This window comes from Mycobacterium sp. 1164966.3 (assembly GCF_001665395.1).
Taxonomy (GTDB): Bacteria; Actinomycetota; Actinomycetes; order Mycobacteriales; family Mycobacteriaceae; genus Mycobacterium.
In genome coordinates, this window is the sequence record NZ_LZSG01000062.1 from 184,455 (window position 1) to 206,842 (window position 22,388).

18 protein-coding genes and 1 pseudogene are annotated in these 22,388 nt (G+C 66.1%); 14 read left to right on the top strand and 5 right to left on the bottom strand.

Annotation, left to right across the window (positions count from 1 at the left end):
• Positions 1–3: 3 nt before the first annotated feature.
• From A9W99_RS22020 to A9W99_RS22055, 8 genes are all read left to right on the top strand, one after another.
• Positions 4–786 (top strand): DUF5336 domain-containing protein, encoded by a 783-nt coding sequence (locus A9W99_RS22020; RefSeq protein WP_067383195.1) that lies wholly within the window; start codon positions 4–6, stop codon positions 784–786.
• 334 nt (positions 787–1,120) lie between these two features.
• Positions 1,121–1,438 (top strand): WhiB family transcriptional regulator, encoded by a 318-nt coding sequence (locus A9W99_RS22025; RefSeq protein ID WP_067383198.1) that lies wholly within the window; start codon positions 1,121–1,123, stop codon positions 1,436–1,438.
• 99 nt (positions 1,439–1,537) lie between these two features.
• Positions 1,538–2,020 (top strand): YbaB/EbfC family nucleoid-associated protein, encoded by a 483-nt coding sequence (locus A9W99_RS22030; RefSeq protein ID WP_067383201.1) that lies wholly within the window; start codon positions 1,538–1,540, stop codon positions 2,018–2,020.
• A 46-nt stretch (positions 2,021–2,066) separates the two neighbouring features.
• Positions 2,067–2,360, top strand: a complete 294-nt coding sequence (locus A9W99_RS22035) for a hypothetical protein (protein WP_156623233.1) — start codon at positions 2,067–2,069, stop codon at positions 2,358–2,360.
• Between the two features lie 82 nt (positions 2,361–2,442).
• Entirely contained in the window at positions 2,443–7,833 is a 5,391-nt protein-coding gene (locus A9W99_RS22040) for a glycohydrolase toxin TNT-related protein (protein WP_067383207.1), read from the top strand.
• A complete protein-coding gene (locus tag A9W99_RS22045) occupies positions 7,830–8,096 on the top strand; it encodes a hypothetical protein (RefSeq protein WP_067383210.1) in 267 nt (88 codons plus the stop codon). Before A9W99_RS22040 ends, A9W99_RS22045 begins: the two co-directional genes overlap by 4 nt.
• A gap of 7 nt (positions 8,097–8,103) precedes the next feature.
• Complete coding sequence (locus A9W99_RS27445) at positions 8,104–9,597, top strand: hypothetical protein (RefSeq protein WP_067383213.1); 1,494 nt, start codon at positions 8,104–8,106, stop codon at positions 9,595–9,597.
• Positions 9,594–10,244 carry a hypothetical protein gene (locus A9W99_RS22055; RefSeq protein WP_067383216.1) on the top strand — a complete coding sequence of 217 codons (651 nt, stop codon included), beginning with the start codon at positions 9,594–9,596 and terminating at the stop codon, positions 10,242–10,244. Before A9W99_RS27445 ends, A9W99_RS22055 begins: the two co-directional genes overlap by 4 nt.
• Positions 10,245–10,278: 34 nt before the next feature.
• Here A9W99_RS22055 and A9W99_RS22060 read toward each other — a convergent pair whose 3' ends face one another.
• Positions 10,279–10,764 (bottom strand): hypothetical protein, encoded by a 486-nt coding sequence (locus tag A9W99_RS22060; RefSeq protein WP_067383219.1) that lies wholly within the window; start codon positions 10,762–10,764, stop codon positions 10,279–10,281.
• Positions 10,764–10,988, bottom strand: a complete 225-nt coding sequence (locus A9W99_RS22065) for a hypothetical protein (protein WP_067383222.1) — start codon at positions 10,986–10,988, stop codon at positions 10,764–10,766. The genes A9W99_RS22060 and A9W99_RS22065 overlap by 1 nt, the downstream gene beginning before the upstream one ends.
• Positions 10,989–11,119: 131 nt before the next feature.
• On the opposite strand from A9W99_RS22065, the gene A9W99_RS22070 reads away from it, so the two are divergent.
• The 4 genes and pseudogenes from A9W99_RS22070 (at position 11,120) to A9W99_RS22085 (ending at position 16,035) form a co-directional block, all read left to right on the top strand.
• Complete coding sequence (locus tag A9W99_RS22070; RefSeq protein ID WP_067383225.1) at positions 11,120–12,142, top strand: hotdog fold thioesterase; 1,023 nt, start codon at positions 11,120–11,122, stop codon at positions 12,140–12,142.
• Between the two features lie 71 nt (positions 12,143–12,213).
• The gene (locus A9W99_RS22075) at positions 12,214–13,407 is read left to right on the top strand and encodes an amidohydrolase family protein (RefSeq protein ID WP_067383228.1); all 1,194 of its coding nucleotides are present in this window, start codon (positions 12,214–12,216) and stop codon (positions 13,405–13,407) included.
• A gap of 127 nt (positions 13,408–13,534) precedes the next feature.
• Complete coding sequence (locus A9W99_RS22080) at positions 13,535–13,927, top strand: anti-sigma factor antagonist (protein ID WP_067383748.1); 393 nt, start codon at positions 13,535–13,537, stop codon at positions 13,925–13,927.
• A 143-nt stretch (positions 13,928–14,070) separates the two neighbouring features.
• Positions 14,071–16,035, top strand: a pseudogene (locus A9W99_RS22085) (SpoIIE family protein phosphatase).
• Positions 16,036–16,041: 6 nt separating this feature from the next.
• On the opposite strand, the gene A9W99_RS22090 reads toward A9W99_RS22085, so the two are convergent.
• The 3 genes from A9W99_RS22090 to A9W99_RS22100 all read right to left on the bottom strand — a co-directional run bounded on the left by A9W99_RS22090 (position 16,042) and on the right by A9W99_RS22100 (position 19,715).
• On the bottom strand, positions 16,042–17,268 hold the full coding sequence (locus tag A9W99_RS22090; RefSeq protein WP_067383232.1) for an acyl-CoA dehydrogenase family protein: 1,227 nt from the start codon (positions 17,266–17,268) through the stop codon (positions 16,042–16,044).
• Positions 17,265–18,407: an acyl-CoA dehydrogenase family protein gene (locus A9W99_RS22095; RefSeq protein WP_067383233.1), complete on the bottom strand. Its 1,143-nt coding sequence runs from the start codon at positions 18,405–18,407 to the stop codon at positions 17,265–17,267. Before A9W99_RS22095 ends, A9W99_RS22090 begins: the two co-directional genes overlap by 4 nt.
• Positions 18,408–18,755: 348 nt before the next feature.
• Complete coding sequence (locus A9W99_RS22100) at positions 18,756–19,715, bottom strand: alpha/beta hydrolase (RefSeq protein WP_067383236.1); 960 nt, start codon at positions 19,713–19,715, stop codon at positions 18,756–18,758.
• Between the two features lie 224 nt (positions 19,716–19,939).
• On the opposite strand from A9W99_RS22100, the gene A9W99_RS22105 reads away from it, so the two are divergent.
• Both A9W99_RS22105 and A9W99_RS22110 read left to right on the top strand, forming a co-directional pair.
• Positions 19,940–21,166, top strand: a complete 1,227-nt coding sequence (locus tag A9W99_RS22105) for a cytochrome P450 (RefSeq protein WP_067383239.1) — start codon at positions 19,940–19,942, stop codon at positions 21,164–21,166.
• Positions 21,163–22,320 (top strand): Zn-dependent alcohol dehydrogenase, encoded by a 1,158-nt coding sequence (locus tag A9W99_RS22110; RefSeq protein WP_067383241.1) that lies wholly within the window; start codon positions 21,163–21,165, stop codon positions 22,318–22,320. The genes A9W99_RS22105 and A9W99_RS22110 overlap by 4 nt, the downstream gene beginning before the upstream one ends.
• Positions 22,321–22,388: the final 68 nt, after the last annotated feature.

Here is a 22,388-nt window from a genome sequence, read left to right on the forward strand (position 1 = left end):
ATCATGGCTAATCCGTTCGGCAACCCGTCGTCGGGCGGCTACTACTCAGCGGAGCAACCGGGCTACTCGCAGTGGGCCACTGAGCCAGAATCCGGTCCGCGACTGTCGCATCGCCACTGGACGTTGGCCGTCGCACTGTTGGGCCTGTGCTCCTACCTGGTCAGCTACGGGACGATGCCCAACGTCGGGGGCATCGACTGGGATGTCCGGTTTGCCGTGCTCGCGGCGCTGGTTGCGGGATTCGGGTTGGTTCCCGGGCAGACTCCCGCCGCGAAGGTCGTCGCCGCGCTGGCCGCGATCGGCTTCCTTGATGCGCTGTCGAGGCTGATCGGCCTTCCCGACGGGACCGAGGCCGGGTGGGCACTGTGGGTTCTCGTCGTGCTCAACGCCTTGCAAACGGCTGCCGGACTCGGCGCACTGCTGACACAGCCGAGCACACCCGACGGACTACAAGCCTGGTACGCCGCTTACGCCGAGCAGTATGCGCAGTCCGCCGCGCAGTACTGGGGCCAATATGCACAGGAGTCCGAACCGGACAGCGGGTATCAAACGAGTGCCGCGCAGGCGGTGCAGTCCGTCTCGGCGCCCGAACGGGACACGGCGCATCAGGAAGCTAGCTATACCGATTTTGTCGGCGGCCATGCCGCAGAGCAGGCCGGCGGTCAAGTGTCCGGACAGCAGAACGCCCCGGCCTCGCCGGGCTTGCCCAGCGTCGGCCACTCCTCGACGCCGGCCCAGGGGCAGCAGGTAGCGGCCGAACCCGAGTACCGGACGTCGTCGCAGTAGCGCCGGCGCATAAGCACACCAGTCACATCGGTCCCTACGATGCTTTTTGGTACTGGAGTGACAGATGTTGATCACTGCGGCGCTACGTCTTTTCCGTGCCGCAGTGCTCACCCGTAGCGGCCCGTCCCAAGCGCGAACCCCCTTCGCTTATCCGCTGAAAGCTCTCGCGGCCAGCCCTATCCGATGCCTGGCGTGCTCGCAGCCGCTGCAACGCACAACCTGCCAAATTCCAGCGTTCTCGTAGCAGCTATGCTTTATTCGTAGCGCTTGTGTTAGATTCTTGATTATGTCGTCGCATCGACGGCGCGCACGCGCAAGAACTGGGAGGGAAGCAATGACCGCAGCGATAATCCCGTTGTCCGTACCGCTGGACGAATACGTCCCGGCCTGCACCGCCAACCCGGAGCGATGGACGACCACCGAACCCGACGAGGACGCCAGGGCGGCATGCCTGGCATGTCCGCGCCGCTGGCTTTGCGCCAGCGAGGCGTACCAGGTGCCGGGCGTGGAGGGGCTGTGGGCCGGGGTGGTGATCCCCGAGTCGGGTCGATCGCGCGAGTTCGCGCTACGTCGCTTGCGTTCGCTGGCCGAGCGCGGCGGTTACCAGGTTCGGCCGCGGCGCCGTGGCCGACCCCGCGGCTCCCGGAACTGAGCCCGCACGGGGCCAAAACTTGTGCACATTTGTCCGCCGGCGGCACCGTAAACTGTCCGCACGGTTACGGCGGTCGCTAGGAAATCGCTGTGGGGTGCAATGGGGGAATTCGTGGACGGTGCCGACAGCCGCGTGGATCGGCTGCTGTCCGATCTGCAGCGATTCCAGGGCGCAGCAGCCAGATCCGCACAACGTCTGGCACTCGAGACCGCGGATGCATGGTCGGACGACGGTTTGGTCCGGGTCTGGGTGAACGCCCAGGGCGTGGTCGTGCAAGTCGAGTTCGACGACACTCTGTTGTCAGAGATGACCAGCGCCGACGCGGGCGCCGCCGTCGTGCAAGCCGCACAGTCCGCCGCAGCGAAGATGCGCGCCAAGACCGACGCGTTTCAGGCCGGGCTATGGCAGCAAGTCGCTCGATTCGGCGTGCAGCCCGTCGACGAGTTCAACGGGATGCGTCCCGAGGTTCCGTTATCGGCGCCCGGCTCGCGGGACCGGCGCGCGATCAGCGAGACCTTGGCCGCCGAGGCCGATCGCAAGGACGCGCAAGATTGGCGGCTGACGATTCGCGACAATGACTGATTGTTTCCGGCGGCACTGGCCGTTGGACGGGATGAGGGAGAAGGGCATGGCAGGACAATTCGGATACGACGACGGAGTAGCTCGCGCCGGCATCAGCCAGTTCGACGAGCTCGGAAGCTCCATCGGTTCGTTGCTGAACAATTTGACTGCGGAGCTGTCGGGTGACTCACCCTGGTCCCACGACAAGATCGGTTCCAGTTTCGCCGAAAAGTTCGAACCGGATCGTCAGCAGGTGATCGCCCACGCGAGTGATTTGACGAAGGCGGTACAAAGCGTGGCCCCGAAGCTTACCGAAGCGGCCAACAGCATCGTCGCCCAGGATGGCGGCGTCGCCGGCTGACCACACGACGATCACGATGACCCGCCGGCGGGCGCGCGCCCGAGAACTGCCGCCGGCGGAACATATGCGGGACGCGTGATAGATGGGCATTCAACTTCCCGGCTGGTTGCGATGGGTGGGCGACCTCATCGGTGAACCTTTTCCCGACGGCGACGAGACCGCATGCCGGCGGCAAGCCGGTCGATGGCGGCATTACGCGGATCAGCTGGAAGGGCTCAAAGATGAGTTGAACACCGCCACCCACACCACGCTTGGCGGATTCGCTGCCGGCGAGCTTCACAATGCGGTGGACGAGCGTCTCAAACCCTTCACCCCGGCGATCGACCAGGTTGCGGGGCAGCTACGCCAGTTGGCTGAGGCGGTCGACAAGGTGGCGACCGAGATCGAGTTTGCGAAGGAGATGTTCATCGCGAACTTGGTTGCGCTGGCGGCAACTGTCGGCGCGCTGATCGCCACCTCCTGGATCAACTGGACAGCTCCGGCGGAGATCGCGGCCGCTGTGGCAGCGGCCGAAGCGGCGATTTCGTCGATCATCCGCGCCGCGGTCGCCAAGGTGGCTTCGGAGGCCATAGCCCGAGTGATCACCGAACTGGTGGTGCGTGCGCTCGAGGGCGCCGCGGTCAACGCCGTCATGTCCGGTGCTCTCAATGCGGGCATTCAGGGCCAACAGATGTTGCAGGGCAATCGCCACGACTTCGATTCCACGTCGTTCTGGAGCGATGTGGAGTCCGGCGCGATTTCGGGCGCCGTCATGGGTCCGGTCGTCAAAGGGGCACACGACTTCGACGCAGGTTCGGCGCTGGGCAACCGTGCGAAGAACTTCGGCGCGTCGTTCGTCGGCAACGCGGGGGGCGCATTGGCCGCCCAGCAGGCACTGACCGGGCACATGAATCTGGCCGATGCCGCGGGTGCCGGCGCCGTGTTCGGCGCCGTGGACGGGATGCGCAGCCCGGGGGCACACACCACCGGCACGCCGGAGTCGACCGCCTTGACGGGCGACCGGTCCGGGTCGCCGTCGGTGGACCCGCTGCCCGTGCCCGAGCATCCGCGGACGCCCCCGGCCGAATCGGCTGCGGCCCACTCCCCCGAAATCGCCGGTCCGTCGCCCGGCAATGTGGATGTGCCCCTCAACTTGGGGTCACCCGGATACGACGGGCGGCCGACGGCTCCGGCCGGTTTCGCCGGCACCGACGCGGCCATCGCACCCCACACCGCACCCGTTACCGGCGCTCATCCGGGCGTTGCGGATGCCGGACCGCCGACTGCGGCACCACCGAGCAGCCATGCCGCTCCTGCCTCCAACCCAGCGGGATCTCCGCCCGCACCCACCCACTCCCCGTCGCCAGGCACTCCGGCGCCACCGACCGCGCGGGCCGGTGTATCGGAAGCCCCCTCCGCACAGCATGCCGGCGCGCCGGCCGCTCGGACCTCCGAACCCGTTGCACACGCAGGGTCACCGGCCAAAGGCAGGCTTGACGCGGTACGCGCGCCGGCAGGAGTCGAACCCGCGACACATCCGGTGCATGACGCCGAAACCCCGCCACGAGACGGGCGGCTGCCGCAAGACCACCCGGCTGCACACGCGACGGCGACGCCTGACGTCGCACCCGCTCCAGATGCCCGACCGGCCCGCGACGGGCAGCCGCGCGGCGATGCCGTATCGCCCGCGCGAGACGGAGCACCGCCGCGAGAAGCTCAGCCGTCCCGTGACGGGGCCGGGCGCGACGAACGACATTCCGGCATCGAGCGGGTGGATGCCCCCGATTCCACCGACAGGCCGCATCCCACCGACCATGGCAGCCGGCTCACCGAGGACTGGCATGCCGAGCCGGCCAGGCGCGCGGAATCCGAACACTCCGACGGCGATGCCGGGCAGCCGGATCCCCGACATCACGCCGACGCGGCCGCACCGCACGATGCCGCAGCGGCGCCGTCCGTCGTCGCCTCCCCAGGCTTGTCCGACGCAGGCCACAGCACGGCCCGGCCGGCGTCGACAGACACTACCCGGATTGGCGGGCCGGATCGCCATGGCGGACAACATGATCCGCATCGGGACCCATCGTCGCGACGACCCGATTCCGATGGATACGGCGACGACTCGCCGCCGCCAGGACCCGGTCCCGTCGACCCGACGGGCTTCGACAATCCGGCCAACCACCGCATCTACGGCCCGAAAGAGCTTGCGCCGGTTGAGGATCCGGCACACCAAACGGCTGTTCGGGAATCCTTGCTGGAAAAGGAAGGAAGCTACGCGCATTGGGCTGACCCACGCAGCCATCCCTACGGCGGCCTCATCAACGACGGTGGCCCGGCGGTAGCCGGCCGCGCCAACAATTGCCTGGATTCCTCGCTTGCGGCGCTGGCGTCGTTCTACGGTGAGCCGACGGTGTCGGCACCGCGATACGAGGCCAACCGACTCGGCGAGGCCAGTGGTCTGGCCAGGGCCAAGGCCTGGCTCGGGGACGGCCTGCACCGATACCCGGGCCTGGCGATACCCGAGCAGTTCGAAGCGCTGCATCAACGGATCAGCAGGATGGGTCCGGGATCGTCGGCCCTGGTGGTCAACGGCTGGCAGAAGTTCGACAGCAGCGGCAAACCGTTGTTCAGGCCGGACGGGACGCCCGAATTGAATGGCGCGCATGCGACCGTCGTCGTGTACCCGCGCGACGCCGCGGGTCCGGTGTGGTGGGATCCGCAGCACAATCGGACGTCGGATCATCCACCCCCGCGATTGGTCGACAAGTCCGCCTATCTGCACTTCACGCCCATCGCGCCCGATCATTTCGGCCCGATCACTCCGCAGCAAGGAGGCCAACATGGCGGAACTGGACACACCCGACCAGGCACTGGCGTATCTGGCGAGGATCGACCCGGACACCTCCTACGAGGTCCTGCGGTTCGAGATGGGATGGATCTGCTCGCCGATCCTGACGCCCGAGCAGGCCGCGGGCAGCGAGGCGGTGGGTTCGACCAAGCTGGTCATCGATTCACAGACGGGGGTCGTGACGGAATTCCCGAGCTGGTCGACGGACATGGTGGCGGAGGACTACATCGAGGCGAAACGGACCGGCCGCCCACCACCGGCCCGTCAGATTTACCCGTACCGCTGGACAATCACCCTCCGGCGCATTCGGGAGGGCCCAGAGATCATCACCTACCAGATGAAAGCGGTGTCGCTGAGCGACCCGCCGGAACCCACCCGGGACCACCCGCTGACCATCGACAAGCGGACCCTGCTCAACGACCCGCCGGACACACTGTCGAGCATGGCGAGGGCCCACGCGATTCAGGTCATGGAACAGAATCACGGGACTTGGCCCGAGGAGACGGTGACGGAGTTCTGAACGACGGCCACCGCGCATCCGATCCCGCGCCAGACGGACCGGAACAGTCTGCGGGACACCACGAGATCGACCCGGCTGAACGCGGCCGTGCGGTCGCCTCCCAGCCCGACGCCGAGCGTTCCCGCGGAATGGCGAACGAGGCGTTGTGGAAACGGATTCCGCCGGTCAGTCCGGACGAGGTGCGACATCACCTGGCCGACAATCGCTTTGGGGAGCAACGGGCCAGGGACAACGTCGCGTGGTGGCGCGAGCTCAGCGGCGAGGAACAGCGCGCGCTGATCGACGCCTATCCCTACGAAATAGGCAACGCCGAAGGCGTTCCCGCGTGGGCGCGTAACGAAGCCAACCAGCACCAGCTCTCCCAGCGACTCGACGAGCTGCAGTCCCGCAAAGACGCGGGCGAACACCTGACCCGTGCGGAACGCAAAGAACTGAGGCGCTACGCCGACCTTCGGCGGGCACTCGACAACGCGAAGACTGAGGCCGCGCGACTCGGCGGTGAGGTGCACATCCTGGCCTTCGACCCAAAGGTGTTCCACGGAGACGGCCGGATGGTCGTCAGCGTCGGCTACGACCCGCATCGCGCCGACTCGGTGTCATGGCATGTACCGGGGGTCACCACCACCATCGACAAGCTGGGCGGCAACCTCGGCAATGCACTGAACCATCTGCAGTCGGTGGCGATGGAGAACCCGGACCTCAAGGCCGCATCGATCGCCTGGATCGGCTACGACGCGCCCAGCGGCAAAGGAATATTCCGGATGGCGTTTCACGGGCTGGCGAGCGAGGGCGGGGCCATCCTGCACGGCGACATCGCCGCGTTCAACGCGGCCGCTCACGGCGAACACTTCACCCATAACCACATCTTTGGTCACTCCTATGGTTCGACGACCACCAGCTACGCAGGTCGCAACGGTCAGCTGGCCGGCCACGTGCACAGCATCACGCTGGCCGGTTCGCCCGGCGCGGCGCTGCAACACCATGCTTCCGACTTCGGCATCGGCGAGCACGTCTTCGTCGCTTCGTCGTCGCGGGACATCGTGACCGCACTCGGCGCTCGTTCGCCCGGTTCGTTGGGCCGGTTCTTCGGCGTCGGCCTGGGAGTCGATCCAGCCATGGCACCTTTCGGCGCGCATCGGGTCACCGCCGAGTTCCCACGCCATATGGACCTGCTGAATACTTTCGGCACCCACACCGCCTACTACGAATTCGATCCGGCGCTCGGGGTGCGCACGGAGTCGCTGGCCAACTTCGGCCGCATCGCGGCCGGCCATTTCGATGAAGTACACATCGAGGCACACCGGACCGAACGGCCATGGTGGCAGCCGGGGCTACACACCGACGAGCCGGCCCAGGGCCGTCCGCTGCGCCTGGATGAGACGAACGGCCAGTATTCCGTCGACCGCCGAATCTGGGATGCCCGTTGGCATTCCGGCCACCCCGACACGCTCCCACCTCCGCACGAGGAAGCGCCTCGGGCCGACGACGGAACCCAATCGGACGCTCCCGCCGTCGTCGCGCCGTCGCGCGATTACGATGTCAACGGCCGCACGATACCGACCGACCAGCTCAGCCACCCTCAAGCCGGACTGCTCGATCAAAGCCTGCTGGACAGCGCAGCAGCCAACCCCCATCGGGTCAGCGACGCGCTGGCCCCGGGCGCACCCCGTACGCACCCGGAAGTGCAGAACATGCTCCCCCACAGCTACCACCCGAACGGGGGTCTCACCCAGGCCGAGTGGAACCGTGAATACTGGCCCACCGGCCAGCGCGACGCGCACGGAAACCCCGAACTGGTATGGCCCGATCCTCAGACGCATCCCCAGGGCTTCAGCTCTCCCGAGGATCGCACGCCCAGTGTGCTCAACCCAGGCCAGCTTTTCGATCGCTTCGGACCCGGGTTCGGCGTCTTCGGTTCGCCGGTAGGCACATTGTTTCCCGAACGCGCCTTGCCACCGCACAGCCTCGACGCCGGCTACCACCGGTACGAGGTGATGCGACCCATCCCGATATGGGAGGGCCGGATCGCGCCCGCGATGGGTCAGCCGGGCGGTGGCATCCAGTACTACTTCACCCGCCCAATCGTCGACCTGGTGAATGCCGGCTACCTCAAGGAGATCCCGCTATGAATTTGGCCGAATTGGCCCGCGTCCTCGAGTTGATAGGCATTGCGCCCCAAGTGCTCGCTCTGGGCGGCCATGCCGATTACTCGTGGTGCGTCGAGCAAGCCGCCGATGGCAGCTGGGAGGTCTACTGGCTGGAGCGCGGCAACAAAAACAGTCTCGTTCGGCTGAACACCGAGACCGACGCCTGCCATCAGTTGCTCGGCCGGCTCGCCTACAGCCAACTGCTCGCGGGTGCGATTCGCCCCGCATCGGCGCCGACGTCATGAGGTCCGAATGACAGCAGGTCCGCTCAGCGCCACTCAGGCTGTCGTCGCGGTGACCGAGTACATCCTCGAGGCGGGAATGGATTATCCGACAACGGGATTGGCGGCCGACCGGTTCGAGGCCGGTTGGTCGGTGTATTCGCCGGTGCACGGCGGCACGAGTGTGTTTCTGGTCGGCGACAGCGGACGTATCGAGCAGGTGTCGTCGTCGACGCCACCGGAGGTGGCCCGGGAACACTTCGCCGAGCAGGAACGCGCGCTGGCTCAACGGGCAGCCGGCGGAGACTCCCGAAAATTCATGTTCGAACTCGCCGACGCGTTCGCCGACGCCTCGAATGGCGGCCCACGCGTCGCCACCGGCTTCACGATCGTCGACGACGGAGACCCATTGGATCCGCAAAAGGCGTTGCGCGACGAGGAAATTGGCGCCCGAGTGTCGGCGATGCTCGACCAGATCGCGCAGGAACTCGCAGCGCTGGGGCCGCCGGGTTGGCAGGAGTTCAGGGCGGTCTTCGCGTTGACGGTTCGCGCCGGCAGCGCGGACTGCGCGTTCGCCACCGGTGACGGGTGGCAGCCGGTCACCGTGCCCCGGTCGGTGGTGGACCTGGTGCGCGCGCAACGCGAGGTGAGCGCGCAGGTGTCGGCGGGACCCTGGTGGCGACTGCTACTGATCGTCACCAGCGAGGGTCAACTGCGCGTGGACTACGACTACGGCGAGCAGCCCTTCCCCGACCACCAACTGCAACCACCGCAGAATTATCGAGACGACATCGCTGCCTACCCCCGGCCGCGGTTGCCGGTCTGGATGGCCGGCTACCTGGCCGGTCCCACCGCCCAGGGCCGCACTCCGGCACAGGCGTCCATGGCCGCCTCGGCCGGTCAGGCCGGCGGACGCCGGCCCACCGAGACCGACGACATCGAACCCCTCCCCGACACCTGGGCCCGCTGGGCGGTGCTGGCCGCGACCTACACGGGGGCTCGGTCACACTGGGGGCCCCGGATCGCACCCGGCCTAGCCTCATACGAATCCGATGCCCGCAGCGGATCAAGCCTCTATGTCCTGCCCGGCGACCGGGCGGTGCTCTCCGGTGGGCGCTGGAACTCCCCACTGCTAGTAGCGGCCTACCAGCGACACGAACCGCTGCCCGACCTGTACTGCGGCGCGCCGGCCTGGGTCAACGATTCGGTGCTCAACAGCCGCAACCAGAACGGGCTGCTCAGCTTCTGTTACTGGTGGAGTGACGGAAGGTGGTGGCGTGGCGCCGCCGACACCTTCGACGAACTCGATGACCCACTGCCGGCCATCTGGACACCCCAGGAGACGGTCGACGCCATGGGCGCAGTCGTGGGCCCCGGCCTGGAAAGCGCATGTCACCGGCTACTGGCCGCAGCCGCCGACCACACCGTCACCCCGGACGACGTCGCCGCGGTATTCACCCACTTCGCCAATCCCGACCTCGACGCCGCACTCAACCAACTCGGCCTGGCCGGCCTGATCCGATGAGCTCGAGCCTCGACACCGCGTTGACCATCGCCGGGTTCGTCCTGTGCGCCGGGGTGGTGGCTTTGTGTGTTCCGGGGGGGCTGGCCATGTCGGGCATTTCCGCGGCGGACGAATCGCAGGATCGGCCCCCGCGCAGCCTCCGGGAGAACGCGGTGAGCGTGGCAGCTGTCGTGGTTCCGCCCGCTTTGTTCGCCGGAATCTGTGTGGCCGCAGTGACATTGGCTTGGCTGGCCTCTGGACTGACGTTCTACTACCCGCTGCTCGCCCTGGGCGTCGGCGTCGCCGCGTGGTACGGCGCCATCGTCGGCCTCGCCGCATGGCGCAACAACGTGAAACGTGCCGTGCTGGACGCCTACTCCAAGGAAGAACCACCGAGGCCCACCGCCGAAGACGCGATCGCCGCGGTACGCGACTACATCCGCGACAAGAAAATCACCTACTCCACAACGGATTTGGTGGCCGAACGGTTTCCGCTCGGCTGGTCGGTGTATGCGCCGCCGGCGATGGCGGTGTTCTTGGTCGGCGACAGTGGCCGCATCGAGCAGACGTCGTCCTCGACACCCCTGGCCAGCGCGCAGCGGCGCTTCACCGCCCAAGAGAGCCTGATGGAGCCATTTCGCGGGCGATGGCGGCGCCGTCCGCGCTGAATGAGCGCCTAGCTTGCCGGTTGGCGGCCGTGGGCTACCGCTCGCCAGGACTGCGTTCGACAAGCGGAATATCCTGGCGGCCAGACTGATTGAGCACCCACCGCATCCTGTCGATGTCGAACTTGCCGCGTGGCACCACCGTCCGAAGCGGTAAGTCGGTCAGTACCTGCCCATCCTTTACCGGCATAGGGTTCAGCTTGGCTCCTGGCCGCAGCGCGGTCCCGATCTCGACGGTTCCGGGCCTGCTACCGGCGGTGAACACCACTTGGGATACAAGGTCCCAGTGCGCCAACGTCTTTCGGAACATCAGGCCGTTGCAATCACCCATGAACAGCGTCGACGTCGACAGGTGAAACAGCAATGCGCCCACCACCGCGGCCATGATGACGCCTTTGGCTGCGCGGCCCGAAATCACCTGCGCGGCACCAAGCCCCCAGATCACCAGGGCAGCGCACCCCAGCAGCGCCAGCAATCGCAGACCCGACAGAATGGCGGTGATCCGGTATCGCACCCGCGGCATCACCGCACGGCAACCCGCGAACCCGGCGACTGCCGTACGACGCCGATCACCGAGGCGACCCACGCCGGTGTTGCGGTCACGTCGGCGACCGCAAACGATATCCCTACCGCGGCGGTGATCCCGCCGAGGCCCGTCAGCATGAACAGCCAAAAAGCCCGCGACGCGGCAGACTGCCGATTCGCGACGGGCTGCGCCCTGCTGAGCGGTTGCAGTGGGTACGACACCCGTCCTCCTTTGGTTGGCGACACCGACCATATCGGCGCCACTCACGGACGCTCTGCCAGCCGTCCTGTCCGGTTTCCCGTCGCAGCGCGGTAACCTCATTCTCAACGGGCGACCAGGACGGGAGAAACTCATGACCGGTCCCAACGATGACGCTGACGTGACTCGAGGCGATCGCTTCATCAAGACGGCAGTCGCGATACTGGGCGAAACCGGCCGTACCGATTTCACCGTGCAAGAGGTCGTCGCCCGCTCCAAGACCTCGTTGCGCGCCTTTTACCAGCATTTCAGCAGCAAGGACGAATTGCTGTTGGCGCTGTTCGACAGGACCATCGCGCATTCGGTACAGATCTGGCGCGACGAGACCACCGGACTGGACAGCACGTCGGCGCTGAAGCTGGTGATCGACCGCGTCAGTCAACAGCCGGAGTCGAGCACCCAGGACAGTCTGAACCGGGCCCTGAGCCTCTACAACCAGCACCTGGCCGAGACTCGTCCGCGCGAATACGCCCGGGTGCTCTCACCCTTGCATCAGCTCATCCGCGACGTCGTGGGACAGGGCATTACCGAAGGAGTGTTCAACCCGGGGCTCGATGTCGGGTCGGCGGCCGCGATCGTGATGCAGACCATCGTGGGCGCACAGCGATTGCATTGGCTGGGAACCGAATTGAACGGAACTCCGATAGACGCCGGCCAGCTCTACGACTTCTGCAGCAGGGCGCTCGGCATCCGCGACACCGAAGAGGAGACGCCCGCGCCGTCGCTTGCTGAGCTGTTCGCGCAGATCGGGATGCGGCCGGGCTACCACGACGGCGAGTTCGCGATGACGATGCCGGTCAGCCCGAAGGTGACCAACACCTCGGGCGCGCTGCAGGGCGGATTGATCGCCACCCTGGTGGACGTGGCGGGCGGCCAGTTCGGGCTGGACCATCTGCAGCAGGGAACCACCATGACGACGGCCGATCTGTTCGTCCGCTACCTGCGACCCATCCGGCAGGGCTTGGCCCGCGCGGTGCCCCGGATGCTGCGGTCCGGCCGGCGGGCGATGGTCATGCAGGTCGACATCTACGGCGACACCGACGACGAGCTCGCGGCGACCGCGACGGTGAATTTCGCCGTCATCAACGGGACGACGCCGACGGTAGGCCTGCAATAGTCCCGGTACACCCTGTTGCGCAGCAGTGGTAACGTCATTACCAACCCCAGAGAACTGCCAAGGAGATCGCCATGCCGTCTCGCGAGCTTCCCTTCCCGGTGTTCGACGCCGACAACCACATGTACGAGCCGCAGGAAGCACTCACTAAGTTCCTGCCGGACAAGCGCAAGAACGTGATCGACTACGTGCAGGTCCGCGGCCGGACCAAGATCGTGGTCCGCGGCCACATCAGCGAATACATTCCCAACCCGACGTTCGAGGTGGTAGCCCGTCCGGGTGCGCAGGAGGAGTACTTCCGCAACGGAGCTCAAGGCAAGTCCTACCGCGAAATCCTCGGTGAGCCGATGAAGGCAATTCCCGCTTTCCGTGAGCCCGGTCCCCGGCTCGAGGTGATGGACGAGCTCGGCATCGACTACGCGCTGATGTTTCCCACGCTGGCCAGCCTGGTCGAAGAGCGAATGAAGGACGACCCGGAGATGACCCACGACGTCATCCACGCGCTCAACCAATGGATGTACGAGACTTGGTCGTTCAATTACCAGGAGCGCATCTTCGCCACCCCGGTCATCACCCTGCCGATCGTCGAGCGCGCTCTCGAAGAACTCGAATGGTGCCTCGAGCGCGGTGCCCGCACGGTGCTGGTCCGCCCGGCCCCGGTGCCCGGCTACCGGGGCAGCCGGTCATTCGGCCTCGAGGAGTTCGACCCGTTCTGGCACGCCTGCATCAAGGCCGAGCTCCCGGTCTCGATGCACGCATCGGACAGCGGCTACTCCGAGTTCGCGAACGTGTGGGAGCCCGGCGACGAGTTCCTGCCGTTCAAGCCGACCGCCTTCCGCAGCCTGACCATGGGGCATCGGCCGATCATGGACGCGATGGGTGCGCTGGTGTGCCACGGCGCGCTGTCGCGCAATCCGGAGCTGCGAATCCTCTCCATCGAAAACGGCGCGGACTGGGTGCCCGACCTGTTCAAGGGCCTCAAGGGCGTCTACAAGAAGATGCCCAATTCATTCAGCGAGAACCCCATCGAGGCCTTTAAGCGCTGCATCTACATCACCCCGTTCTGGGAGGACCGGTTCAGCGAGATCGTGAAGATGGTGGGCACCGACCGGGTGCTGTTCGGATCCGACTGGCCACACCCGGAGGGCCTGAAGGACCCCATCTCGTTCGTCGACGAGCTGACCGAATTCGAGCAGGACGACGTCGCCAAGATCATGGGCGGCAACCTGATGAAGCTGATGAAGGTTTCCCAACCGGCCTCGGCTTAGTTTGGCGTTGGCGCTGCGCTCAGCCGCGCACCGTCGAAACCTGGACTCCACCCGGCCGCTCTTGCTATACAAGAGCACCATGAGCCTGGCGTCAGGAGATCATTCCCGACCAGGCATTGCTCAGGTGATGCTGAGTACCCGGCTGATCCGCGAGCTGGGCGATCCGCACAGCACGTTGCGCGCCACCGCGCAGCGAAGCGGACCGGTCATGATCGTCCGGGCGGGCGGCGAGATCGACGCCGCTAACGAGCACACCTGGCTGCAGCTGCTCGGCGAAGTGTCGGCGATTACCACCCCACCAGGCCCGTTTGTCGTCGACGTCAACGACGTCGAGTTCATGGGCTGCTGCGCGTTGGAGGTATTGGCCGACGAAGCGCAGCGCTGCCAGCGCCGCGGCATCGCGCTGCGTTTGGTAAGCGGCAACCCCGGGGTCGCCCGGGTCGTCGAGGCATGTGGGCTCGACGAAGTGCTGCCCATCCACCCAACTACCGACGCCGCGCTGGCGGAGGCATTCGCCTAAGGCGGGCCGCGGACACGCGGGTGTGCCCGAAAAATCAATGCACGAAACGGCTGACATGCATTGATAATTTGGGTAACCGACACTTTGCCAACTGGTCATCGCGCCGGATCTTCGCCCTGGCGAGGCTGTCGTAGGAAGGGTGAATGACGGCCGAGAAGGATTGGGACAAAGCGGTCGGGAAGGCCGAGGACGTGCGGCGCGTCTTCGAAAGCATCCCGGCAATGGTGGTCGGCCTGCAGGGACCGGAGCATCGTTTCATCGCGGCCAATGCGGCTTACCGCACGTTGGCTCCGAAGTCCGATTCAATTGGGTTGCCGGCCAGCGAGGTTCATCCCGAACTCGAAAGCCAGCAGATCTACGAAATGTTCAACCGCGTGTACCAGACCGGTGAACCTCAATCGGGTGCCGAATGGCGCCTGCAGCTCGACTTCGACGGGTCAGGCGTTGAGGAACGGTTCTTCGACTTTCTGGTCACGCCGCGCCGCCGCGAAGACGGATCGATCGAGGGTGTGCAACTGGTTTTCGACGACGTGACCCGTCGGGTGCGGGCGCGGCTGGCCACCGAGGCCCGGATGTAGGAGTTGTCCGAGCGGTACCGCCACGTCCGCGATTCGGCCACCGTGATGCAGCAGGCCTTGCTGGCTCCCTCAGTGCCCGTCATCCCCGGTGTCGACATAGCTGCCGAGTACCTGGTGGCGGCGGAGGACACCGCCGCCGGTGGGGACTGGTTCGATGCGCTGCCGCTCGGAGATCGGCTGGCGCTCATCGTCGGTGACGTCGTCGGTCATGGCGTCGAAGCCGCCGCGGTGATGTCGCAGTTGCGCACTGCCGTGCGGATGCAAATCTCAGCCGGTCACACCATCGCCGAAACCCTCGCGGCGGTGGACCGCTTCCACGACGAGGTGCCCGGATCGAAATCGGCCACCATCTGCATCGGCTCGCTCGACTTGGCCACCGGTGAGTTTCAGTACTGCACCGCCGGACATCCGCCGCCGTTGGTGGTGACCGCCGACGGGCGGTCCCGGTACGTGGAGCCAACCGGCGCAGGGCCGCTCGGCAGCGGTGCCGGATTCGCGCTGCGCACCGAGGTGCTCGACATCGGCGACTCGATCCTCCTCTACACCGACGGCCTGATCGAACGCCCCGGCCGGCCGATGCAGGCGAGCACGGCGGAATTCGCCGAGCTGACCGCGAACATCGCCGGCGGCGGCAAGGGCTTCATCATGGATACCGACCTGCGCCCCGTCGACCGCCTGTGCGCAGAGACACTGGAGTTGCTGCTCCGGTCGACCGGCTACAGCGACGACGTCACAATGCTTGCCGCGCAACGACGTACGCCGCCCCCGCCGCTGCACCTGACGCTTGACGCGACGATCCACGCCGCGCGCACCGTCCGCGCCCGGCTTCGGGAATGGCTGGGTGACCTCGGTGCCGATGCCTGCGACATCTCCGACGTCGTGCACGCCGTTTCCGAATTCGTCGAGAACGCAGTCGAACATGCCTATGCCACAGAGGTTCCCGACGGCGTGGTCGTCGAGGCGACGTTGGGCGGTGACAGCAACCTGCGCGTCTCGGTGATCGACCACGGCCGCTGGAAGGACCACCGCGAAGGCGGGCAGGGCCGCGGGCGTGGACTCGCGATGGCCGAAGCACTGGTGTCGCACGCCCACGTCACACATGACGACGACGGCACCACCGCCACCCTCACGCACTGCCTTTCGCGGCCGGCCAATTTCGTCACCGACCCGATGGTCAGCCGGGCAACCTACCAGCGCGCTATCGACCGCGAATTCGCCTCCGTTGTCGGTGCCGCCGGGCACATCATCGTCAGCGGCGACGTCGATTCCATCACCGCGTCCACCCTGGACCGCCAGATTGCCGTCGAAAGCCGTTCGGGGATAGCACCTTTGACGATCGACCTGAGCGCAGTCACCCATCTCGGGTCGGCGGGTGTCAGCGCACTGGCCGCAGCCCGTGACCGGGCGCGGCGGCAGGGCGGTGACTGTGTGCTGGTCGCACCGCCGGGCAGCACCGCGCACCACGTCTTGACACTGGTCCAAATACCGGTTGTCAGCGGCGGATCCGAGGGCGTCTTCGTCGACGAGTAATCCGTGTCAACGACCGTGCCGCACCTGATTGAACGGCACCCCACGGTCGGCGACGTATTCCCGCGGAAAATTCAGCACCCGCTCTCCGATGACATTGCGGGCCATCTCGGTGGTGCCGCCGCCGATCGCGACCGACTGCCGGGACAGGTAACGGAACCCGGTCCGCAGACCTTCGGCTGGTTCACCGACGACACCCGCAGCACCGGCGATCGACAACGCAGTGTCGATCTCCAGGCTCACCGTTTCGGCGTGGAAGAGCCTGATGAGCGTTCCGCCCGCCGGCGGCAAGATCCCGTCCCGCACACTGCGATAGACGTGATCGTTCAGCTGCTCCGCTACCGCACGGTGTACCAATGCCCGGCCGGCGCGCTCCTGCACCCGATCGCTGTGCGCCTGACCGGTCGTGCGGGCAAGCTCGGCGTAGTCGACCGGTGTGGTGTGGCCGCCCTCGCTGCCACTGCCGCTTGCGAACTCGGAGCCCTGACCAACCGCGCGGCGTTCGTGATACAGCTGCCGCGACGCCACCGCCCAGCCCTTGTTCACCTCACCGACCACGGCGTCGTCGCCGACATCCACCCCGTCGAGGAACTCCTCGCAGAACTCGGTGGACCCGTTGACCTGCGTGATGCGCCGCAACGTGATAGCCGGATGGCCGATCGGCACCAGGAACATGGTCAGGCCGTCGTGCTTGGGTACATCCCAGTTCGTGCGCGCCAGGCATAGCCCGTAGTCGGCCGCGAATGCGCTGGTGCTCCACGTCTTTGCGCCGTTGAGCACCCAACGGTCGCCCTGCCGTTCGGCGCGGGTGATCACCCCGGCCAGATCCGATCCGCCGCTTGGTTCCGAGAGCAGCTGCACCAGTATCTCGTCGCCGCGCAGGGCGGCGGCGATGTGCTGCGTCTTCTGCTCCTCGCTGGCGGTGTCAAGCAGGGTGGCGCAACAGATCGTGAACGTCGGAGTGTTGAGGATCAGTGGCATCTCGTAATACAGCGATTCCTCGTCGAACGCCCGCTGGTATTCGTAGTCCAGCCCCAGGCCGCCGTACTCGCGAGGAAAGCAGATACCCGCGAAACCACCTGCGTGAAGCCGCTTTTGCAGTTCTCTGGCCCGTTGCCAGCTGCGTTCGTCGTCACGTGGCGCGGCCGGCGGCGATTTCGGGTCGATGCGCGGCATGTTGTCAGCCAGCCAGGCCCGGGCCCGGGCGGCGAACTCGGCAACCGATTCGGTTGTCATCGATCCGACTTCTGCCCCGCGTGCCAGGCGTACACCCAGCGGTTGTGTTCCTCCGGCGTGCCAAACATGGCGCGGTACAAGGTAACTCGTCTCAGGTATAGATGCAGGTCGTGTTCCCAGGTGACGCCGATGCCGCCGTGCATCTGCACACAACCCTGCACGATCGGGCCGGCCATCTCCCCGACGTAGGACTTGGCGATGCTGACCGACAAGTCCGCCGTGGGTGAGCCGGCGGCGACGTCGGCGACTGCCGCCGAGGTCGTCGCCCGGCAGGCTTCCAGCCACATCTTCATGTCGGCGAAGCCGTGTTTGAGCGCTTGATACGACGCCAGCGGGCGGCCGAAGGTGTATCGGTCCAGCGCCCATTGGACGGTGAAGTCGAACACCGTTTGCACAATGCCGACGACCTCCGCGCATTGCAGCAGTTGGGCGATCCGGCTCTGCCGCTCGATCAGCGCGGCGGTTTCGGCGGCCGTGCCGACGGCGGCGGACGGCTGCACCAGCACACCGTCGAAGTCCACTCGCGCATATTGCTTGACCAAATCGATCGACTGCTGAGGTGTGATGCGGATGCCCGGCGCGTCCGTCGGGACCAGGAATTGGCGAACCCCGTCACCGCAACGCGCCGTCACCAGCAGCACGGCACTCTGGGCGGCGGCCTCGACGCGGTCCTTGGCTCCGTCGATGCGGTAGCCGTCGCCGGTCTGCGTGGCCGTCACCGAAGGATCGTGCGGTGCCCAGCCGCGGCCGGGTTCCGAAACCGCCCATGACGCCACCGTTTCACCGGACATCAGCGATTCGACGATGGCCGCGTGCTCCTGCCGCTCGCCGCAGGTGACCAATCCTGCCAGCACGGTGCTTACCGGATACAAGGGGCCCGGCGCCACCGTCTTGCCGAGCTGTTCGGCGACGTTGGCCAGATCGGCAATGCCGTTGCCCGAAACGCTGCCGCCGCCGAGTTCCTCGGGCACCAACAGACCGGCCCACCCGAGCTCAGCGGCTCGCCGCCACCATGCCGGGTCGAAGGAGACACCCGCGGAATGCAGCTCCCGGACATAGCGCAGCGGCGCTTCCTTTTGCAGAAACGCTTGAGTGGTCGAGGTGAAAAGAGCTGTTTCCGGCGAGTCGACTGCGCTCATGATGCCGGCACGTGATGGGAAAGGTGAGGGTGGCTGATCATCCGCCTAATCGGTCCTGGTAGAGGTTCGCGGGCGACTCTGATGGTAGCAATGGGCAATACAGTAAGAGCTACCGGAGTTCAGTCGATAATGACGTTGACGCGCGGCCAATGCCAAGGACGGTCGCGTTGCCGCTACTCACCCGACTCGTCAGACCTGCCAATCGGGTAGCCGGAAATCAGTGTGAACTGACGGCTTTCAGCGCGAGTGTAGGGCGGGGAATCAGCCCCAAATTGCGCCGAGGCCGCACACGCAAAGCCCAGGATTCACACGCCAAGCTTGACTTACCGTTCGCGCCGGATCGCCGGTCTACATGGCGAATGCCCGGCGCAGACTCTGCGCGTGCAAGGCCCGGTTCTCCTGAGAGACAATCCAATCCGGTACCGCCGAGTCGAAGCCGTTGAATGTCGCTGCGACAACGTGTAACTCGGTGTGGACGTAGGCATGCAATAGCCGATTCGCGTAGTCGATGGCCTCGTCGCGACACGGATCGATCTCCGAGCAGCTGACATAGGTCGGCGGCAGCCCCTCCAGGTTCATCCGGTGCGCGGGCACATGATGACCGCTCGCCGTGGCATGCCCGAGGTAGTGGCCCCAGGCCCGGCTCACCGCCGGGCCGTTGAGACCCGGGGTGCGCTGGAACTCGCGCCGCGAGGGCGTCGCGTCCGAGTCGAGCATCGGCTGGTGCAGAATCTGCATCAGGATCGGAGGGCCTTCGTTGTCGAACATGCGCTGCGCCAGGCACGCGACCAGCGCGGCGCCCGCATCACGACCCATCACCGCGATCCGGGGGGTGTCCGCTTTCAAGTCCGCACTGTTCTGGACGACATAACGCAGCGCGGCCTCGACGTCGTCGAGGGCGGCGGGGCATGGGTTTTCCGGCGCGAGCCGGTAGTCCACCGACACCAGCAGACATCCGGCCGCCCGGGCCAGCTCCACGCACTCGGCATGATCGGTGTCCAGGTTGCCGGTGACGAACCCGCCGCCGTGGGCATACAGGACCAAGGGTGCGGCTGACGCGGTGACGGCGCGATAGATCCGCAGGTTCAGCTGCGCTTCATCCGGGCCGGCAATTGAGCGCGTCTCGACCGCGACGCCGGTGGTGTCGACCGCGGCGGCCCGGTCAGCTGCCGCCCGATTGGCTTTCTCGCGCTCGGCGGGCAACGTCTCGGTGCGGAATTCGGCCACGCCCAACCCGGCCGCAGTATCGCGCAGGGCCGGATCGAGGCGGCTAAGGCCTTGCGGCCGTGTACGATTCGTTTGCGTCATATCCTCTTGTCTTCCGGATCGTTCATCGGGACAGCCGGGAAACCCCCTTCAAAATAGTCCTGGCTCTCAAGGTCGTGAAAGATGCGATCCAGCCGGCGCCGATCAGGGCGGACGCCCAGCCCGGATACTGTGCCCGTTACGGTAACCGTCTCAGGTTGATTGGGCTTCGTTGCTATCTATACTATGATAGCGACATTCCACGGTTGCTCAGGAGGGAGCGCTGGATGACGCTCAGCACCGACCCCGGCGGCGCGCCCGTCACTCTCGACACCACCGGCGAAACCAGTCCGTATCCCTTCTTCGAATACATGCGGCAGACCGACCCGGTGTGGCACGGCGGTCTCTCCGACCAGGAACAGATGCCGGAGGAGCTCAGGCCGTCCGACGAATGGACGCTGTTCGGCTACGACGAGGTGTTTCACGCTTTCCGTGACGACCAGACGTTCACGTCGGCGAAATATGACCAGACCATCGGACTGGTGATGGGTCACACCATCCTGGCGATGGGCGGCAAGGAGCACCACGATCACCGCAATCTGGTGGCCAAGGCGTTCCGGGCCACCGCGCTCGAACGGTGGGAACCGTCGGTCATCGGGCCGGTCTGCGATCAGCTGGTCGACGAGATCAAAGACCGCGGCGAGGCGGACCTGGTCAAGGCGGTCACGTTCGAGTTCCCGACCCGGATCATCTCCACGCTGCTCGGGCTGCCCCCGGAAGATCTCGACATGTTCCGGCGGCTTTCCCTTGACCTCATCTCCATCCCGACCGACATCATGGCGGGGCTGACCGCAGCGAACGAGTTGCACGGTTACTTCCTCAACCAGGTCGAACAGCGGCGCCGCAAGCTCACTGACGACATCATCGGCGACCTGGTCGCCGCCGAGATCGACGGCGAGAAGCTGACCGACGAAGCCATCATCGCGTTCTTGCGGCTGCTGTTGCCTGCGGGGCTGGAAACCACCTACCGCTCGTCCGGCAACCTGCTGTACCTACTGCTGACCCATCCCGAGCAACTCGAACTGGTCTACCGAGACCGGTCGTTGATACCGATGGCGATCGAAGAGGGCCTGCGTTTCGAGACCCCGCTCACCATGGTCATGCGGACCACCACTCGGGAAGTCGAATTAGGCGGCAAGACAATCCCATCCGATGCGCAGATCGACATGTGCATGGGTTCGGCCAACCGCGACCAAAGCCGCTGGACCGACCCCAACACGTTCGACATCCGCCGCCCGCGGCAAGCCCACATCGCCTTCGCCGGCGGCATCCACATGTGCCTGGGCATGCACCTGGCCCGGCTGGAAACCCGGGTGATGCTGAACAGCCTGTTCGACCGGGTCAAGGATCTGACTTTCGTCGACGACGACGGAACCGGAGTGGAGTCCAGGATCGTCGGGCTCACCTTCCGCTCGCCCAACAAGCTTCCCGTCACGTTCAGCCCGGCGGCATGAGAAGCCGCGCGGCGATCCTGCACGACGTCGGCGGCCCGTGGTCGGTCGAGGAGTTCGAACTCGACGCGCCGCGTGCGGGCGAGGTGCTGGTCCAACTCGCAGCCGCCGGCCTGTGCCACTCCGACGACCACATTCTCAAGGGCGACATGTCGGCGCCCAACGAGGTGCTGCGGTCCCTTGGGCTACCCACCATGTTCCCGATGGTCGGCGGACACGAGGGGTCGGGCATCGTGCGTGAAGTCGGGGACGGTGTAAGCGATTTCGCGGTCGGCGACCATGTGGTGATGACGTTCGTCGCCGTGTGCGGGCAGTGCCGATGGTGCGCCACCGGCATGGAGTACCTCTGCGACCAGGGCATGGGAACCATGGTTCCGGGCATGCCCACCGATGGCACCTTTCGCCATCACACCGCGGACGGCCGGCCGCTGGGCCATCTGGCCAAAGTCGGGGCGTTCGCTGAATACACTGTGGTGTCAGCGAATTCGCTGGTGAAGATTCAGCCAGAGCTACCGCTGGTGCCCAGTGCGTTGCTGTCCTGCGCCATTCCCACCGGATACGGTTCGGCCGCGAATCGGGCCGGCGTGCGCGGCGGCGACGTAGTGGTCGTCATCGGTGCCGGCGGAATCGGGACGGGGGCAATCCAGGGTGCCCGAATCAACGGCGCCGCGCAGATCATCGCCGTCGATCCGGTGGAGTTCAAACAGAAATCGGCACGGCTCTTCGGTGCGACGCACAGCGCGGCATCCATTGCCGAGGCCCTCGACCTGGTGCGCGGCCTCACCTACGGAGTGATGGCCGACGCAGTCGTGGTGTCACCGTCGCTGATCACCGCCGACGATGTCCGCGACGCGCTGCAGCTGACCCGCAAGGGCGGCACCTGTGTGCTGACCGGCATGACGTCGCAACTGACCCGGTCGGTCAATATCGACCTGCAGGACTTCATCCTGATGAACAAGACGTTGGCCGGCACCATCTTTGGCTCGTGCAACGCCAAGGCCGACATCTCCCGACTGGCCAGGCTCTATGAGTCCGGACAACTCCAGCTCGACGAGATGATCACCCGGCGCTACCGCCTCGACGACATCAACGACGCCTACGCCGATCTGCTCAACGGCGAAATCGTGCGGGGCATCGTCGATTACGGAATCGGCTGACCACGCGTCGCGCGCCGAGCGTGCTTCCAGGGCGGAAAAATCGCCAGATTCGCGCCCTCAGAACACGT

Bases quoted from the DNA above. Each gene is read 5' to 3' on its own strand.
- A9W99_RS22035 (WP_156623233.1), top strand. From the start codon at position 2,067: ATGGCAGGACAATTCGGATACGACGACGGAGTAGCTCGCGCCGGCATC.
- A9W99_RS22040 (WP_067383207.1), top strand. From the start codon at position 2,443: ATGGGCATTCAACTTCCCGGCTGGTTGCGATGGGTGGGCGACCTCATC.
- A9W99_RS22030 (WP_067383201.1), top strand. From the start codon at position 1,538: ATGGGGGAATTCGTGGACGGTGCCGACAGCCGCGTGGATCGGCTGCTG.
- A9W99_RS22070 (WP_067383225.1), top strand. From the start codon at position 11,120: ATGACCGGTCCCAACGATGACGCTGACGTGACTCGAGGCGATCGCTTC.
- A9W99_RS22095 (WP_067383233.1), bottom strand. From the start codon at position 18,407: ATGAGCGCAGTCGACTCGCCGGAAACAGCTCTTTTCACCTCGACCACT.
- A9W99_RS22055 (WP_067383216.1), top strand. From the start codon at position 9,594: ATGAGCTCGAGCCTCGACACCGCGTTGACCATCGCCGGGTTCGTCCTG.
- A9W99_RS22090 (WP_067383232.1), bottom strand. From the start codon at position 17,268: ATGACAACCGAATCGGTTGCCGAGTTCGCCGCCCGGGCCCGGGCCTGG.
- A9W99_RS22080 (WP_067383748.1), top strand. From the start codon at position 13,535: ATGCTGAGTACCCGGCTGATCCGCGAGCTGGGCGATCCGCACAGCACG.
- A9W99_RS22100 (WP_067383236.1), bottom strand. From the start codon at position 19,715: ATGACGCAAACGAATCGTACACGGCCGCAAGGCCTTAGCCGCCTCGAT.
- A9W99_RS22105 (WP_067383239.1), top strand. From the start codon at position 19,940: ATGACGCTCAGCACCGACCCCGGCGGCGCGCCCGTCACTCTCGACACC.
- A9W99_RS22110 (WP_067383241.1), top strand. From the start codon at position 21,163: ATGAGAAGCCGCGCGGCGATCCTGCACGACGTCGGCGGCCCGTGGTCG.
- A9W99_RS22060 (WP_067383219.1), bottom strand. From the start codon at position 10,764: ATGCCGCGGGTGCGATACCGGATCACCGCCATTCTGTCGGGTCTGCGA.
- A9W99_RS22020 (WP_067383195.1), top strand. From the start codon at position 4: ATGGCTAATCCGTTCGGCAACCCGTCGTCGGGCGGCTACTACTCAGCG.
- A9W99_RS27445 (WP_067383213.1), top strand. From the start codon at position 8,104: ATGACAGCAGGTCCGCTCAGCGCCACTCAGGCTGTCGTCGCGGTGACC.
- A9W99_RS22075 (WP_067383228.1), top strand. From the start codon at position 12,214: ATGCCGTCTCGCGAGCTTCCCTTCCCGGTGTTCGACGCCGACAACCAC.
- A9W99_RS22025 (WP_067383198.1), top strand. From the start codon at position 1,121: ATGACCGCAGCGATAATCCCGTTGTCCGTACCGCTGGACGAATACGTC.
- A9W99_RS22045 (WP_067383210.1), top strand. From the start codon at position 7,830: ATGAATTTGGCCGAATTGGCCCGCGTCCTCGAGTTGATAGGCATTGCG.